Source organism: Streptomyces celluloflavus, assembly GCA_000720995.1.
In the GTDB taxonomy this organism is placed as follows: Bacteria; Actinomycetota; Actinomycetes; order Streptomycetales; family Streptomycetaceae; genus Streptomyces; species Streptomyces celluloflavus.
This window is the reverse complement of sequence record JOEL01000004.1, coordinates 310,847-326,332: the sequence shown is the minus strand read 5'-3', so window position 1 is coordinate 326,332 and position 15,486 is coordinate 310,847. Positions and strand designations below refer to the sequence as shown.

Annotated in this window: 13 protein-coding genes; 6 read left to right on the top strand and 7 right to left on the bottom strand. The window is 74.2% G+C overall.

The genetic code is table 11. The features are described 5' to 3' along the window. The first annotated feature begins 12 nt into the window (after positions 1-12). Entirely contained in the window at positions 13-1,158 is a 1,146-nt protein-coding gene (locus IH09_RS06510) for a hypothetical protein (RefSeq protein WP_052854953.1), read from the top strand. A gap of 157 nt (positions 1,159-1,315) precedes the next feature. Here the strand turns inward: IH09_RS06510 and IH09_RS06505 are convergent, their stop codons facing one another. From IH09_RS06505 to IH09_RS06495, 3 genes are all read right to left on the bottom strand, one after another. Beyond that, positions 1,316-2,854 (bottom strand): phytoene desaturase family protein, encoded by a 1,539-nt coding sequence (locus tag IH09_RS06505; RefSeq protein ID WP_190233214.1) that lies wholly within the window; start codon positions 2,852-2,854, stop codon positions 1,316-1,318. Between the two features lie 50 nt (positions 2,855-2,904). Next, positions 2,905-3,525 (bottom strand): DUF4126 domain-containing protein, encoded by a 621-nt coding sequence (locus IH09_RS06500; RefSeq protein WP_052854951.1) that lies wholly within the window; start codon positions 3,523-3,525, stop codon positions 2,905-2,907. A 383-nt stretch (positions 3,526-3,908) separates the two neighbouring features. Beyond that, on the bottom strand, positions 3,909-4,523 hold the full coding sequence (locus IH09_RS06495; protein ID WP_052854949.1) for a TetR/AcrR family transcriptional regulator: 615 nt from the start codon (positions 4,521-4,523) through the stop codon (positions 3,909-3,911). Positions 4,524-4,838: 315 nt separating this feature from the next. On the opposite strand from IH09_RS06495, the gene IH09_RS06490 reads away from it, so the two are divergent. The 3 genes from IH09_RS06490 to IH09_RS06480 all read left to right on the top strand — a co-directional run bounded on the left by IH09_RS06490 (position 4,839) and on the right by IH09_RS06480 (position 7,035). Then, positions 4,839-5,324, top strand: a complete 486-nt coding sequence (locus tag IH09_RS06490) for an SAV_6107 family HEPN domain-containing protein (RefSeq protein ID WP_052854947.1) — start codon at positions 4,839-4,841, stop codon at positions 5,322-5,324. A 287-nt stretch (positions 5,325-5,611) separates the two neighbouring features. Beyond that, a complete protein-coding gene (locus IH09_RS06485) occupies positions 5,612-6,367 on the top strand; it encodes a methyltransferase (protein WP_052854945.1) in 756 nt (251 codons plus the stop codon). 257 nt (positions 6,368-6,624) lie between these two features. Further along, positions 6,625-7,035 (top strand): DUF3040 domain-containing protein, encoded by a 411-nt coding sequence (locus IH09_RS06480; RefSeq protein ID WP_052854943.1) that lies wholly within the window; start codon positions 6,625-6,627, stop codon positions 7,033-7,035. A gap of 515 nt (positions 7,036-7,550) precedes the next feature. Here the strand turns inward: IH09_RS06480 and IH09_RS06475 are convergent. The 4 genes from IH09_RS06475 to IH09_RS06460 form a co-directional block, all read right to left on the bottom strand. Next, on the bottom strand, positions 7,551-9,986 hold the full coding sequence (locus IH09_RS06475; RefSeq protein WP_052854940.1) for a transglutaminaseTgpA domain-containing protein: 2,436 nt from the start codon (positions 9,984-9,986) through the stop codon (positions 7,551-7,553). Positions 9,987-10,167: 181 nt separating this feature from the next. Beyond that, the gene (locus IH09_RS06470) at positions 10,168-11,586 is read right to left on the bottom strand and encodes a DUF58 domain-containing protein (RefSeq protein ID WP_110952107.1); all 1,419 of its coding nucleotides are present in this window, start codon (positions 11,584-11,586) and stop codon (positions 10,168-10,170) included. Continuing rightward, complete coding sequence (locus tag IH09_RS06465) at positions 11,586-12,608, bottom strand: AAA family ATPase (RefSeq protein WP_052854939.1); 1,023 nt, start codon at positions 12,606-12,608, stop codon at positions 11,586-11,588. The genes IH09_RS06470 and IH09_RS06465 overlap by 1 nt, the downstream gene beginning before the upstream one ends. Positions 12,609-12,896: 288 nt before the next feature. Further along, entirely contained in the window at positions 12,897-13,457 is a 561-nt protein-coding gene (locus tag IH09_RS06460) for a beta-class carbonic anhydrase (RefSeq protein WP_052854936.1), read from the bottom strand. Between the two features lie 496 nt (positions 13,458-13,953). Here IH09_RS06460 and rsmH point away from each other — a divergent pair, with 496 nt between their 5' ends. Further along, positions 13,954-14,913: a 16S rRNA (cytosine(1402)-N(4))-methyltransferase RsmH gene (gene rsmH / locus IH09_RS06455; protein WP_052854934.1), complete on the top strand. Its 960-nt coding sequence runs from the start codon at positions 13,954-13,956 to the stop codon at positions 14,911-14,913. Continuing rightward, positions 14,910-15,395, top strand: a complete 486-nt coding sequence (locus IH09_RS06450) for a septum formation initiator family protein (RefSeq protein ID WP_052854933.1) — start codon at positions 14,910-14,912, stop codon at positions 15,393-15,395. The genes rsmH and IH09_RS06450 overlap by 4 nt, the downstream gene beginning before the upstream one ends. Positions 15,396-15,486 lie beyond the last annotated feature (91 nt).

Below are 15,486 nucleotides of genomic sequence, written 5' to 3'. Positions count from 1 at the left end.
AGAGGGGCGTATATGGGCTGGACGGTCCTCTACATCGCATTCGGCTTCGTCGGGCTGTGGCTGCTGAGTGAGGTCCTGCTCCAGCACAAGGCCCGGCTGCGCTGGCGGCTGCTCGCCTTCACCGGCTTCCTCGGGGTGGTGGCCGGCGTCATCATCCCGTCGGTCATCGTGATCGCCGTGGGTGCCGTCGCCTTCGCGGTCGGGCAGGTGAAGGTGACGCTCTCCTTCCGGCGGGGCTTCACGACCGGCTGGGCCCTGCGCCGCAAGCGGACGGAGAGCCGGCGGCGCAGGGCCCGCTCCGGGGGCGCCAAGGCACCCGCCGCCGAGCCGGCCCTCCAGGTCTCCGGCGTGGAAGCGGTGCCGCTCCCCGACGACGCCGGCCACGGCACCGACGAGCAGGGGACGTTCACCCAGCAGGACACCCCCCAGGACCACGGCGCCACCGAGAGCCAGGCGGACTTCCCCGGGCAGCACGGCCTGGACCAGGAGCCCTACCAGGGGCCGGGCCCGTACGGCGCGCACCACGGCTACCAGGGCCAGGACCCTTACCAGGACCAGGATCCGTACCAGGATCGCAGCGTCTTCGTACCGCAGAACTACCCGGACCAGGACGGCTATCCGCGCCCCGACGCCACCGCCGTCTACGCCCCGCAGCCGCTCCCCGACGAGACCGGGCAGTACGGCGTCTACAGCGCCGACGCCCGCCCCCCGCAGACCGGCCACCCCGGCTACGACGCCTACGGCAACGCCGCCGGTGCCAGCGACGGCAACGGCCCTGCGTACGGTGGCAGTTACGGCGCTCCCGCCGGGGAGCCGGACCCCTACGCGGGCCAGTACGGGACGTACGGCGACGGTCAGGGCGGGCAGCAGCCCTACGCCGACCCGTACCTCGGCGCCCAGCAGTACCCCGCCCCGTACGACCCGTACGCGCAGCCGGATCCGTACGGCCGGCCGCCGTACGTCCCGGAGCAGTACGACGGCCGGCCGGCCGACGGAACCGGGCAGCCCCAGGGGCAGCAGCCGGGCCAGGGCTATGTCGAGACCCCGCCCGGCGGGGTCTGGGTCCCGCAACAGCGCGACGCCGAGCCCCCGGCCGGACAGCCGCCCTACCCGCCGCACCAGCAACAGGGTTACGACGAGCAGCACTACCGCTACTGAGCCCGGTGCGCGGCCCGGCGGCGACAGGTCGCACGGGCCGGAGCACACAGGGGCTTCGTCCCCACCGCGGGCCGCGGCCGGCACGACCGGACCGGACGCCGGATGTCGTCCGGACCGGCGCCGGATCCCGCCCGCCGTCAGGTCCGGGGCCGGGCGCTCACGCCGACCCGTGCCAGTCGTCGCCGTTCACGATCAGGCCCGCGACGATCGCGCCGGACATCCCGACGTGCGCCAGCCCGCCGCCCGGATGCGACCAGCCGCCGACCGCGTAAAGCCCGGGTATCCGGGTGCGGTTGGCGGGCCGCAGGAAGCGGCCATCGGCGCCGGCCAGCGCCGGGCCCGGCACCGACTCGCCGTCCGCGGGCGGCAGGACCTCCCGCCACAGCACCCGCTCCCGCAACCCCGGAACCGCGGCCTCGGCGATCTCGGTCATCCGGTCCGCGAGGGCCTCGGCCTCCGCCGACCGGCCCGGCGCCCCCGGGACGTCCGGCCCGCCGGCCGGGACGGTCCCGGCGACCGTCGCCGTCAGCGTCACGGCCTCGTGGCCGTCGTCCGGGCGGCCGGTGGCGTCGTCCGGACGCAGCACCGTCACCGTCGGCCGGGCACACGGCACGCGCCGCCCCGGGCCGTCCCCGAACACACCGGCCAGCTCGGCCGCGCGGTCCGGGGTGTGGACGACCGTCCGGTGCGCGGCGTCGCCCGGCCGCGCCCCGCGCAGCGCGAGCACGACCGTGAACCGCCCCGGCGCACACTCCCCGGGCCGGGCGGCCGGACGGACGTCCTCCGCACCCCACGGCAGCCCCGCCCGCAACATCGCGGCCAGCCGGGCCGGTTCGACACCGGCGACCACCGTCTCCGCGTCGGCCACCCGGCCGTCGGCCAGCTCGACGCCCGCCGCCCGGCCGTCCTTCTCGGTGATCCGGGTGACCTCCGCGCCGAAGGTGAACTCCACTCCACGGGCCGCGCAGCGCTCGTACAGCGCGTCCGCCAGCGCCCGCATACCGCCGCGGACGTACCAACTCCCGAAGGTCTGCTCCATGTACGGCAGCACGGCGGCGCTCGCCGGCGCGTCGCGCGGATCGAAGCCGTACGCCAGCGCATGGCTCTCCAGCAGCGCGACGAGCCGGGGATCCGCCAGCTCGCGGGCGGCGACCTCGGCGAGGGTGGCGGTCGTGGGGCCCTTGCCGCGGCCGAACAGCCCGCGCCGGCGCACCGCCGGATACGGATCGCGGCCCAGCACCCGCCAGTCCTGCCACAGCGGCTCCTCCAGGAGCGGCCGCCGGGTGGCGTCCCACGCCTCGCGGGCGCGGCCCAGGAACGCGCTCCAGCGCTCGCCCGCCCCGGCGCCCAGCGCGCCGTCCAGGGCCGCGAGGACACCGGCCCGTGAGGCGTTCGGCAGGGACACATCGGTGCCGTCCGCGAAGACATGGCGGGCGGCGGGATCGACCTGCGACAGCTCGACGCAGCTCTCCAGCGGCTCGCGGCCGGTCTTGACGAACAGATCGCGGTAGACGGCGGGCAGATGCAGCAGACCGGGCCCCGTGTCGAAGGCGAAGCCGTCCCGCTCGAACCGCCGCAGCGCGCCGCCGTACGTCGCGCCGCGCTCGAACACCGCCACCCGGTGGCCCGCGACGGCCAGCCGGGCGGCGGCCGCCATCGCGCCCATCCCGGCGCCGATCACCGCAATCCGTGCCATGCCTGCGACTTTATCCGGGCCCACTGACAACGCCCGCGCGGGCGGTCGGCTCAGCCCGGCAGCGGCCCCGTGTCACCCGCCGCGGCCAGTCGTTTCTCCTGGCGCCGCTGTCGCCGTCGGCGCAGGTACCGGCGGATCCGCGACCAGAGGAAGATCACCAGTGCGATACCGCCGATCAGCAGCAGCGCCGCGATGATCGCCGCCAGCACCGGATGGAACACGGCGAAGGCGACGAGCCCGGCGACCCCCAGATCCTCGGCCAGGCTCAGCACGATGTTGCTCGCGGGCTCCGGCGAGGTGTTGACGGCGATCCGCGTGCCCGCCTTGACCAGATGGCTCAGCAGCGCGGTGGAGCCGCCCACCGCGCCCGCCGCCACCTCGGGCAGCGAACCGCTGTGCCCCGCCAGCAGCGCCGCGACGACCGCACCGGACACCGGCCGGATCACCGTGTGCACGGTGTCCCAGACCGAGTCGACGTACGGGATCTTGTCCGCGACGGCCTCACAGAGGAAGAGCACCCCCGCCACGATCAGCACATCGGGGCGCTGGAGCGCCGCGGGCACCTCGTCGGTGACCCCGGTGGCACCGAGCAGGCCGAAGAGCAGTACGACGGCGTAGGCGTTGATCCCACTCGCCCAGCCACTGGTGAATACCAACGGGAGTACGGACACGCGGGAAAGCGTAGGGCAGCGCTGGGGCGGTGTGCTCAGGTTTGAGTATCCGTACTCAGACGCCGAGATGAGTAGGTACGCGGATGGGCCGGGACCCGCCTGGAAGGAAGAGTGGTGATCACGGAAGGGACGCGGCACCGCACCGCCGGCACGGGGCGGCGGAACGGCGTGGCTCCCGGACGTGACGGGGGAGGTACGGGGGCTCCACGGGGGAAAACGGGGAGCACGGGGGAAGCGCTGTCCTGGTCGGATCGGTGGGGGAACGATCTGTGCCAGGGCAGCGCACTGCCGTGTGCGGACTCGGCGGCCGTCCGGCAGGCACCCCGCGGCGCGCGTCCCACGGGACAGCTCGCCACGGATCTCCCCGCGGTCGCCCGGTGCGGTTACACGTCCAGGCCGCTGACCCGCCCCTGGAGGAGCCGCGACAGCGCCGCGTGCACCTCGTCGATCGACCGGTCCGGCTGGTAGGACTGCCAGTCCAGGGCGGCCACCAGAACCATCCCGAACAGCGCAGAGGCGGTGAGCGGAATGTCGATCTCGTCGCTCAGCTCACCGTCGGCCACGGCCTCCCGCAGGACCTCCTCCACCACGGTGATGGCCCGTTTCCGCACCACCATCAAGGTGGACTGCCAGGCGCGGTTGGTACGCCACAGTTCGGCGACGTAGAGCTGGGTGAGTGCCGGGTAGCGGGAGATGAAGTCCAGGCCGGCCCGGATCATCGCGTCCAGGGCGTCGATGCGGCGGCCGCCCCGGTCGGCCACCTCGTCGGAGGCCGCCTGCAGGGAAGTCGCCAGCAGCTCGATGCCGTGCCGCAGCAGTTCCTCGAAGAGAACGTTCTTGCTCGCGAAGTTGTAGTAGACGGTGCCCTTCGCGACGCCCGCCCGCTCGGCGATCTCGTCCACCGTGGTGGAGGAGAAGCCCTGTTCGGCGATGAGCGTGACCGCCGCCTCGAAGAGTCTGCGTCGGGTGGCGTCGCGGCGTGTAGTGGAGCTGTCCATAGGGGCGATTGTGCCGGTCCCGGCTGTGTACGCGTGCACAGGACCGGCTCCGGAACAGGTCCTCCCCGGCGCCCGTAGGCGGTTTGTCGCACCCCGCGGCGGCCGCCGTGCCGGACCGCCGCGCGGCCGGTGCCGTCCACGGCCGCGCGGCCACGGGTCGCGGAGCGGCGTGAGCGGCACCGCGAGCCACCCGGAGTCATTCCGTAGCCATTCCGTCTTTCCGGCGAAAGAGCAGGTCAGCGCCGATTGTCAGTGGTACCCGCCACGATGGGGTCAGACGGTCCCGAACCGGCATGCGACAACAGGAGGTTCGTCATGGCAGTTCGTTCCACGGCGGGCAGTTCCGCTGCGTACGGTCCCCCGAGCGATGTCCATCCCGTCCGGCGGCGGACGGCGGCACCGCCCGCCGCCCTCGCCCTGCTCGCCCAGGCCCGGCACGGCCTCGACGAAGCACCGACCCTGCCCACCTCCAACGAACGGTTCGCCACCGCCCATCTGGCCGCGCTGCGCACCGCGGCCGCCGTTCTCGCCGTCCGCGCCAGGCCCGAGACCGCACCGCGCCGCAGACAGCGCATCCGCAGCGCCTGGGAGGTCCTGCCGGAGGTCGCTCCCGAACTGGCCGAGTGGAGCGCCCTGTTCGCCTCCGGCGCCGATCGCCGGGCCAAGGCGGAGGCCGGCATAGCCGGCGCGGCCACCCGCCGCGACGCCGACGACCTGCTCCGCGACGCCGCCATGTTTCTGCGCCTCGTCGAACGGCTGCTGCTGCTCCCGCCCGCCCTGCCACCCCAGCGGGCGGGCTGAGGAGCGGCGGGCGGCACCCGGCACGGTCGTGCGGCCGGGGATGCCCGTCGTGCGGCCGGTGCCGGGGTGCGCGGCGGCCCGTGGCGGCATCCCGTACAGGCGCGCGGCGGAGCGGGCCTCACGCAGGGGCACCCTTATGGGCACCCGCGCGGGGCACTCCGGTGCCCGGCCAGCCGGCAGGACGCCTGATGGCGGCCCATGCGGCGCCGCAGACGGCGGACGGCGCGGAACGCAATAGGGTGGTAGGCGCCTGAGTAGTTCATGCCCCCGTCGAGGAGCCACCCGCCGTGTCTGACCCGCTGCGCCCGCGCGCATCCCTTCGTACCGCCGTGGTCTGGGAGGTCCTCAAGGACGCCCTGGATCGCCGGGCCAAGGCCGCCGGGCGCGACGCCCTGGACGTCCTCGACACCGGAGGCGGCACGGGTAACTTCGCCGTGCCGGTGGCCGGCCTCGGCCACCGCGTCACCGTCGTCGACCCCAGCCCCAACGCCCTCTTCGCCCTGGAGCGCCGGGCCGGGGAGGCGGGCGTCGCCGACCGGGTACGCGCCGTCCAGGGTGACGCCCACGGCCTGTTCGACGTCGTCGAGCGCGGCGGCTACGACGCCGTCCTCTGCCACGGCGTGCTGGAGTACGTCGACGATCCGGCCGAGGGCGTCCGCAACGCCGTCGCCGCACTGCGCCCGGCCGGCACCCTGAGCCTGCTCGCCGCGGGCCTGGGCGGCGCCGTGCTGGCCCGCGCCCTCGCCGGGCACTTCACCGAGGCCCGCCAGGCACTCACCGACCCGGCCGGACACTGGGGCGCCGGCGACCCGGTGCCGCGCAGGTTCACCGCCGACCAGCTCGCCGGCCTGGTCTCCGGCGCCGGCCTGGAGGTCGGCGCCGTACACGGCGTCCGGGTCTTCGCCGACCTGGTCCCCGGTGTGCTCGTCGACGCCGAGCCGGGTGCCATGGAGGCCCTGCTGAAGCTGGAGGCGGCCGCCGCCGAGCAGCCCGCGTTCCACTCCGTCGCCACCCAGCTGCACGTCCTCGCCGAGCGCGACTGACCCGCACGGCCGCACGGCTACCGCGTGCGGTCGGCCACAGGCCACCCGATCAGCCCCTTCTCCCCGTATGATCGGGATACGACGTTCCGGCATGACGGACAGGCGGGTGGGGAATGCACGCAGCATCACCACCGGCCGCCGCAGCGGCCCGGACAGTGAAATGGCGTAGAGGGGCGGGTTTCACGGGGGCGATTCCCTGCCTATCCTGAAAGGGTCGCACCCGGTCGCCCCCCGCGACCGACGAGTAGGAGGACTCCGTGCCGCTCTCGGAGCACGAGCAGCGCATGCTCGAGCAAATGGAGCGAGCGCTGTACGCCGAAGATCCCAAGTTCGCGACAGCGCTTGAGGGAAGCGGGCTGCGCACGTACACCCGGCGACGGGTTTACCAAGCGGTCGTCGGCTTCCTGGTGGGAATCGCACTGCTCATGGCCGGAATGGTCGCGCAGCAGATCTGGATCAGCGTGGTGGGTTTCCTCGTCATGCTCGGCTGTGCGGTACTCGCCGTCACCGGATGGCGCAAGGCGCCCAAGCCGGGTGAGCAGCAGCCGGGCACGGCCTCCCGGGGTGCCGGCGGTGCCCCGTCGAGCCGCCAGGCCGGGCAGAAGCGCACGATGATGAACCGCATCGAGGACCGCTGGCAACGCCGCCGGGACGAACAAGGCCACTGAGTCCGCCGCCGGCTCACCGGTTCCACCAGCCCCTTTTCGCCAGTTTTCGCAGCGCGCCACCGTCCGCCACACGGGGTGGGAGAGCCCCGAGCGGGACACCACCGAACCGGACAGCTCCTCGGCGGGACGCGCACCGGTTTTACGCATATTGACGTGATGCGGCTGCCCGACAGGATCGGCGGCCGCATCACGCTGTGGTGGGGGAGGGGGCGGAATCGGGTGCCCCCGGTGTACGGGTTCCGCGGTCCGGTCGGTCGGGGGCCGGGGCGCCCGTGGCCCGGGGCCAGGAATCTCGCGAGCCCTCCTCCGGCCAGGGCTGCCCTAGGGCGTGGCGTGTCGTCACAGCGGCGTCTTTCGCCCGAAGGGCGGGTCCCCGCAGTGTCTGGTGCGGTGCATCGCACGGCGGAGGGCCGCCCTAATGCCGGGTGTATCGGGGTGGTCCCGACAACGCCGCGTGGGGGTGCCTCCCAGCGGTAGCTGGGGGAGTGCCGGGCGCCGGGGCGGGCACGGCGTGCCTAGGCCCGCCGCCGTTCCCGGCGGAGGGTGACTGCCGCGCGGCGGGCGGCGGTGACCGGGCGGCTGTTGGCGCAGCGGAGACGGAGGGCGCTCCACCGGGCGGCGAGGGCCCAGCGCAGGCGTGCCGCGGAGCGGGGGGCGAGCAGTGCGCGCAGGCGCAGCGGGCGGGAGGCCCCGGCGTGCAGTGCGGTCCGTACCCGCTGTACGTCCGTGACCAGGCCGGTTACCGGGTGTGGCCGTGGCGCGTACAGGACCTGCTCGACCGCGGCCGCCACCCGGTGGGCGGCGTCGGCGGCCTCCGGCGGGAGTTCCCCGACGCGCACGATGCGGGCGGCCGCCTTGCGCGGGGTGAGCGAACCGTCCGGCAGGATGCCGAAGTCCCAGCCGGTGTCGAGCAGCTCGCGCCAGGCGGCGAGGGCGGCGGCGGCCGGGTCCCCGTCCGTGCCGTCGGCCGTCAGCCGCCGGGAGCGCGTACGGACACGCCACAGCAGGGGGAGCGCGGGCAGCAGCAGGACGAGCAGTGCGGCGAGCGCGATGCCGGTGACGGCCCAGGGGGACGGGCCGCCGTCCGACGGGCCCGCGTCCGACCGGGCGGGCGGGGCCGGACAGCCGGCCGCCCCGGACCGCTGGTGGCCGGGGCCGCAGGACGGGGTCGCGGACGGGCCGGCAGCGGGGGCCGAGGGGCGCGACGGCTGCTGCGCCGGCGGGGCGGCGGCGCCGGAGCGGGCATCGTCGCCGAGGGTGTAGTCCGGGGTGCTGCCACGGCTCGGCGTCGGCTCGAAGCGCGTCCAGCCGACGCCCTCGAAGTACAGCTCGGGCCAGGCGTGCGCATCCTTGAGACCGACCGAGGTCGTACCGTCCTGCTGCCTGGTCCCCGGGGTGAAGCCGACCGCGACCCGGGCGGGTATGCCCAGCGTCCGCGCCATCGCCGCCATCGTGAAGGAGAAGTGGACGCAGAAGCCCTCCTTCTGCTCCAGGAACCGCACGATGGCCTCGGAACCGCTGCCGGCCTGGACCTCCGTGTTGTAGCTGAAGCCGCCGTTGAGCGAGAACCAGTCCTGGAGCTTGACGGCCTTGTCGTACGCGGTCCGGGCGCCGTACGTCACCTTCCGCGCCGTGTCGTGCACCACCGTGGGCAGCGAGTCCGGCACCTTGGTGTACTCGCGCAGCAGCTCCGCGGGCGGCGGCGGGGCCGTGGCCAGCTGATGGGCGGTGGGCCGCACCAGCAGGCTCTCCACCTGGTACTGCACACCGCGGGTGTTCTGCCCGCGGTCGCCGACGAGCGTGCGGCCCGCGGGCTCGAAACGCCAGCGCCCGGGGATGTCCACCTTCGCGGCCGGGTAGGGGAGCGGCAGCCAGTTCTGGGCGTACCACTCGGCGGTCGAGATGGAGGTGTTCACCCTGAGGGTGTGCACCGCCGGGGAGAGACCGGGCGGGTCCGGCAGCCGGTCCGGGACGTCCGTGACGGTACGTTCGGACGGCTTCCAGGCCGTGCCGTCGAACTGGTCCAGGGCGACGATCCGCAGATACATGTCGCGGGTGTTATCCGTGGTCGTGCGGTAGTTGAGGACTTCCCTGTCGGCGGGCTGGTTGAGGCTGTTCTGGAGCGAGACCAGGGGGTTCACGGCGGAGATCGTGCCGCCCCCACCACCGGCGCTCTCACCGCCTGTCGGCGGGCCCAGCAGACCGCCGCCGAGCGAGGGCAGCGCGGCGGGCACCACCAGCGCGATCCCGAGCACCACCGCGCCGATCCGGTGGCCCGTACGTACCGGGGCGAACGCCGCCCCGCCGGGCCCGGCAGGGCGGCTGCGGCCGGTGTCCGGCCGGTCCGCACCGGGGCTGCCGCCGAACATCCGGCCCCATTGGGAGAGCCGGTCGCGGCCCTCGGCGAGGAGGAGCAGCAGATAGCCGGCCGCCGCGACCAGGAACCACAGCCAGCCCGCGCCGCCCGGGGAGAGCCCCGCCGCCACCGAGTACAGCGCGAGCAGCGGCAGCCCGGCGGGGGCCGCGGCGCGGTAGGTGACCGCCAGCGCGTCCACGCACAGGCCGATGACCAGCACACCGGCGACCAGCAGCAGCCGGATGCCGGGGGTGAGAGGTGCGGGGATGGCGTACCGTCCGACGTCCGAGGCGCCCTGCTGCACCAGTCGGCCGAACTCCGCGACGGCCTCCGGCCCCGGCAGCACCCAGGCGATCGCCTGGCCGCGGGTGAAGACCAGGGTCAGCAGCAGCACGGCGACCAGCGCCTGCGCCGCGAGGGCCAGCGGTCTGACCGGCGACATCCGGCGGGCCGCCGCGCCCACGCCGCTCACGATCGCCAGCATGACCGCCGCCTGGTACAGCCAGTCGAACGGTTCCACCAGCGGCAGCAGTGCGCAGGACGCGCTCAGGGTCGCCACCGCCGCACACAGTGCCAGCCGCGCCCGGCCGTTCATGCTCATGCCTCACTTCGCTCGGGACCGCGCACCCGGGAGCCGCGCCGGCCGCCGGTCCATCCGCCGGGCGACGGCGCGCCGCGCCGGGCCGCGGCGTATCCGCCCACACCCCGCCCACCGGTCACACGCCCACCGGCCGGGCCCACGCCCCGGGGCACGCCCCCACCCGCCGAACCCCCGCTCATGCACCGCCCCCCGCCGCCGACCTCTCCGCGGCCCGCCCCGCCGGTTTCGGCACGGTGGCCGGGCCCGCCGGGGGACCGCTGTGCACCGGCTGCTCCGGGCCGGTCCCGGCGCGGTCCGTGGCACGCCAGAGGTCGGGAAGCGAGGCGCCGGGCGCCACCGGCAGCGCCGTCCAGCCCGCCTCGCGCAGTATCCGGAGCGGGCCGGCCACCGGTATCCGGGGGTGCGGACCGGGGAACCGTATGCCGCCGATGCCCTGCGTCCAGGCGTCGCCGTCCAGGACGAACGCGACCGCCGCGCCGCTGCGCTGCCGCATCCGTCCGGCCACCGTCGCCTGCTCCTCGTCCAGCTCGCCGAAGAAGGCGATCAGCAGCCCCTCGTCGCCGCCGCGCAGCACGTCGTACGCCGCCAAGAGCCCCTCCTCCTCGGAGTGCGTCACGTTGGCGAGGGTGTCCAGCAGCAGGCCCGCCGTGTCGGCGGACCCGGCGCCGCCCGTACCGTCGGGGCCCGGCACCGAGGTGCCGGTGTCGGTCAGCAGCCGTACGGACAGTCCCCGCTCCAGCAGGTGCACCGCCGTCGACGCGGCGCCCGCCACCGCCCACTCGAAGGCGGAGTCGGGCCCGGCGCCCCGGTGGGCCGTGCGGCGAGTGTCCAGCAGTACCGTGCAGCGCGCCTGCCGCGGCTGCTCCTCCCTGCGGACCATCAGCTCACCGTGGCGGGCGGTGGACCGCCAGTGGACCCGGCGCAGATCATCGCCGTGGCGGTAGCCGCGCGGGATGATGTCGTCCTCACCGGCCAGCGCGAGCGACCGCTGCCGCCCGTCGCCGTACCCCGACGTCTCGCCCGTCGGCCGGACCGGCGGCAGGGGTTCGGTCCGCGGCACCACCGTCAGGGTGTCGGAGGTGCTGAAGGAGCGGGTCAGCTCGCACATCCCGAACGGGTCCGAAAGCCGCAGCTGCAACGGCCCCAGCGGATAGCGGCCGCGCAGGTCGGAGCGGACGCGGTAGGACACCTCGCGGGCGCCGCCGGCCTCCACCCGGTCCAGGACGAAGCGCGGCCGGGGCCCGAGGACGTAGGGCACCCGGTCCTGGAGCATCAGCACACCGGTGGGCAGCCGGGAGACGTTCTCGATCCGCAGCTGGACCTTGGCCTCGGCCGCCGCGGGCACCCGGGCGGGGGAGAGCGTCCGGCCGCCCGCCACCCGGTAGCGGGTGCGGTGCAGGGCGAGGACACAGACCAGCGGCAGCGCCGCGAGCAGCAGCCCGACCCGCAGCAGATCCGCCTGCCCCAGGAGATAGGAGCAGACCGCGGCGGCCAGCCCGGCCGCCAGGAACGACCGGCCGCGGGTCGTCAGCCCCCCGAGGGCGGCCCGCAGCCCGCTCCGCTCCGGCGTGCTCCCGCTCCCCCCGCCGGACATCACAGCCCCCGTACGCCGGGCGGCCGCCGGCCGCGGGTCTGCCGCCACTGCTGTGCGGACGGGTCGGGGACCGGGGTGCGGTGCAGGATCTCCAGCACGATCTGCTCGGCCGTACGGCGGTTCAACTGGGCCTGGGCGGTGGGCAGCAGCCGGTGGGCGAGCACCGCCACCGCCAGCGACTGCACATCGTCCGGCAGCGCGAACTCCCGGCCGGCGAGCGCCGCGGCGGCCTTCGCGGCCCGCAGCAGGTGGAGCGTGGCCCGCGGCGAGGCGCCCAGCCGCAGCTCGGGATGGCCGCGGGTGGCCACCACCAGGTCCACGGCGTATCTGCGCACCGCCTCGGCGACATGGACCTCACGTACCGCGTCGATCAGCTTGAGGATGTCGTGGGCGTGCGCGACCGGTTTGAGGTCGTCCAGGGGAGAGCCGGCGCCGTGCACGCCCAGCATCCGGAGCTCGGCGTCCGGGCTGGGATAGCCGATCGACACCCGCGCCATGAAACGGTCCCGCTGGGCCTCGGGGAGCGGATAGGTGCCCTCCATCTCCACCGGGTTCTGGGTGGCGACGACCATGAAGGGGCTGGGCAGCTCATAGGTCTGCCCGTCCATCGTGACCTGGCGCTCCTCCATCGACTCCAGGAGGGCGGACTGGGCCTTGGGCGAGGCGCGGTTGATCTCGTCGCCGATCACGATCTGGGCGAAGATCGCGCCGGGCTTGAACTCGAAGTCCTGCCGCTGCTGGTCGAAGACGCTGACGCCGGTGATGTCCGACGGCAGCAGATCGGGCGTGAACTGGATGCGCTGCACCGAGCAGTCGATGGACCGGGCCAGCGCCTTGGCGAGCATCGTCTTGCCCACGCCCGGCACGTCCTCGACGAGCAGATGCCCCTCGGCCAGCAGCACCGTCAGGGAGAGCCGTACGACCTCCGGCTTGCCTTCGATCACACCCTCGACCGACCGGTGAACCCGCTCAGCTGTGGTGGTCAGATCACTGAGGCTCGCTCGTTCGTCATACGTCGTCACCCGGCCCTCCTCGGCCCTTCCCCACGCTCCCGGAGAAGCGGGGGACACCCCATCCATGGGCCGGTGCCCGCTGTACCGCGGACCCGGCCCACCCCGACATACACGTCGTGCCCGGCCAGGGCCCGCACAACGTCACCCACGCATTGTTGCCGTCCCCGCGGCTTCGCGTCATGGCCTGTGGATAACTGGTGCCGATATGTCCCGGCCCTCCCCGGCCCCCTGGTGAATCCGGCCGCCCGCGCGAACCGGCCCGTGCGGTTCCTCGTCCGCACGGGCCGGTTCCGGGCGTCACCGCCGCGGGCTGATCTCCCGCAGCAGACCTGTCGTCACGTCGAAGACGAAGCCGCGGACATCGTCCGTGTGCGGCAGGAAGGGGGAGGTGCGCACCCGCTGTATGGACTGCCGCACGTCCTCGTCGAGGTCCTTGAACGCCTCGACCGCCCAGGTGGGCCGCTGTCCGACCTCGGCCGCCAGATCGTGGCGGAAGTCCTCGGTCAGACTCAGCAGACCGCAGTCGGTGTGGTGGATCAGCACGACCGAGCGGGTGCCCAGGGCGCGCTGGCTGATCGTCAGGGAGCGGATGATGTCGTCGGTGACCACACCGCCCGCGTTGCGGATGGTGTGGCAGTCGCCGAGCTCCAGGCCCAGCGCGGCGTGCAGGTCGAGCCGGGCGTCCATGCAGGCCACCACGGCGACCTTGAGGACGGGCCGGGCATCCATGCCGGGGTCGGTGAAGGCGGCGGCATAGCTCTCGTTCGCCTCGATCAGACGGTCGGTGACCGTGCCACCGGTACGCGCGGCGGCGCTGTCATCGGGCGGGGGCAGCGGCTGCGAGGCAGGTATAGGCATGCGTTCACGGTAATGGCCGGTGGCCCGTCCGGCTGCACGGGAAGCCCGGCACGACGGTCAACTTCACCCCTTGTGAGGTAACCCACAGGTGCCTTCGTGAGGCCGCCGTACGGGTGACCGGGCCGCGCGAAAGCCGTCACGGGACGCGCGGAACCGGTTGATTGACCGGGACACCCGGTGGACTAAAGTGGCGCGAAGTGGGAGGCGTGACGCTCTCCTTGGATCCCGAATCACCCGCGTGCGCGAACCCGTACGTACGGCTCGGCCTCCTCCCGCTCCCCGGTCTTCCGACGGCACTTCCCCGTCGGCGGAGGGCCACTTCCCCTTCAGAGCGGGCGGGGACCAAGCGGTACGTGCGGCCATTCCCCCAGCCAGCGGCCGGGGCCCCACCTGCCGCCCACCCCATCGGAAGGCACATGAGCGAGCGCAGCGAGCGAATCAGGAAGAGGTGCGCGCTCTGCGAATGCGGGCCCGCCGAGCGCGGCGAGGCCGGCGCATGAGCGGCAACACCCGTCACGTACCCGTCATGCTCCAGCGCTGTCTGGACATGCTCGCCCCCGCCCTCGCCGAACCCGGGGCGGTCGTCGTCGACTGCACCCTCGGCCTCGGCGGACACAGCGAGGCGCTGCTCGCCACCTTCCCGGCGGCCCGCCTCGTCGCCCTCGACCGCGATCCGGTCGCACTGCGGCTCGCGGGGGAGCGGCTGGCCCCCTACGGCGAGCGCGCCACCCTGGTGCACGCCGTCTACGACGAACTGCCCGAGGTCCTCGACCGGCTCGGACTGCCACGCGTCCAGGGCGTCCTGTTCGACCTCGGCGTCTCCTCCATGCAGCTCGACGAGGCCGAGCGCGGTTTCGCGTACGCGCAGGACGCGCCGCTGGACATGCGGATGAACCAGACGACCGGGATCAGCGCCGCCGACGTCCTCAACACCTACGCGCCCGGTGACCTCGTCCGGATCCTGCGCTCCTACGGTGAGGAGAAGCAGGCCAAGCGGATCGTCGAGGCGGTCGTCCGCGAACGCGCCAAGGAGCCCTTCACGAACAGCGCGCGGCTGGTCGAGCTCATCCGCGACGCGCTGCCGCAGGCCGCCAAGCGCACCGGCGGCAACCCCGCCAAACGCACCTTCCAGGCCCTGCGCATCGAGGTCAACGCCGAACTGGCCAGTGTGGAGCGCGCCATCCCGGCCGCCGTGAAGTCCCTGGCGGTCGGCGGCCGGATCGCTGTCCTCTCCTACCAGTCGCTGGAGGACCGCATCGTCAAGCAGGTCCTCGCGGCCGGCGCGGCCAACACCGCACCGCCCGGCCTGCCGGTCGTCCCCGAGCGCTACCAGCCCCGGCTACAACTGCTCACCCGGGGCGCCGAACTCCCCACGGAGGAGGAAGTCGCCGAGAACCGGCGCGCGGCCCCCGCCCGGCTGCGCGGCGCACAGCGCATCCGCGAGGACATCGCGTGAGCGCCCAGGGGCGGCCGCGCGGGAGGCAGGGACGCCTCTCGGCGCTCTTCCCCTCCGGCGCCGGCACCGCGGCGCGTACGCCCTTCGTACTCCTGGTCGTCGTCCTGCTCGGCTCCGGGCTGATTTCGCTGCTGCTGCTCAACTCCGCGCTCAACCAGGGATCGTTCGAGCTCAGCAAGCTGGAGAAGAAGACCGACGAGCTGACGGACGAGCAGCAGGCGCTGCAACAGGAAGTGGACTCCTACTCCGCGCCGGGCGGGCTCGAACGGCGGGCCCGGGAGCTGGGCATGGTGCCGGGCGGCACCCCGGCGTTCCTGAACCCGGACGGTACGGTCCGCGGCAAGCCGAGCGAGGCCACGTCCGGGCCGGCGCCGATGAGCTTCCGGGTCCGGCCGCTGCTCACGGGCCCGTCCGCGCTGCCGGGCACGGCGGGCGCTCCGGGTGCCGGGGCCGCCCTCTCTCCGACGACCTTCGGCAGGTGATCCCGTGACGCGCGAGGCCGCCGACCCCTACGACACCTGCGCAGCCCAGGCCCCAGGCGTTCCCGCAGCCACCACCCGCGGTCCAGCCATC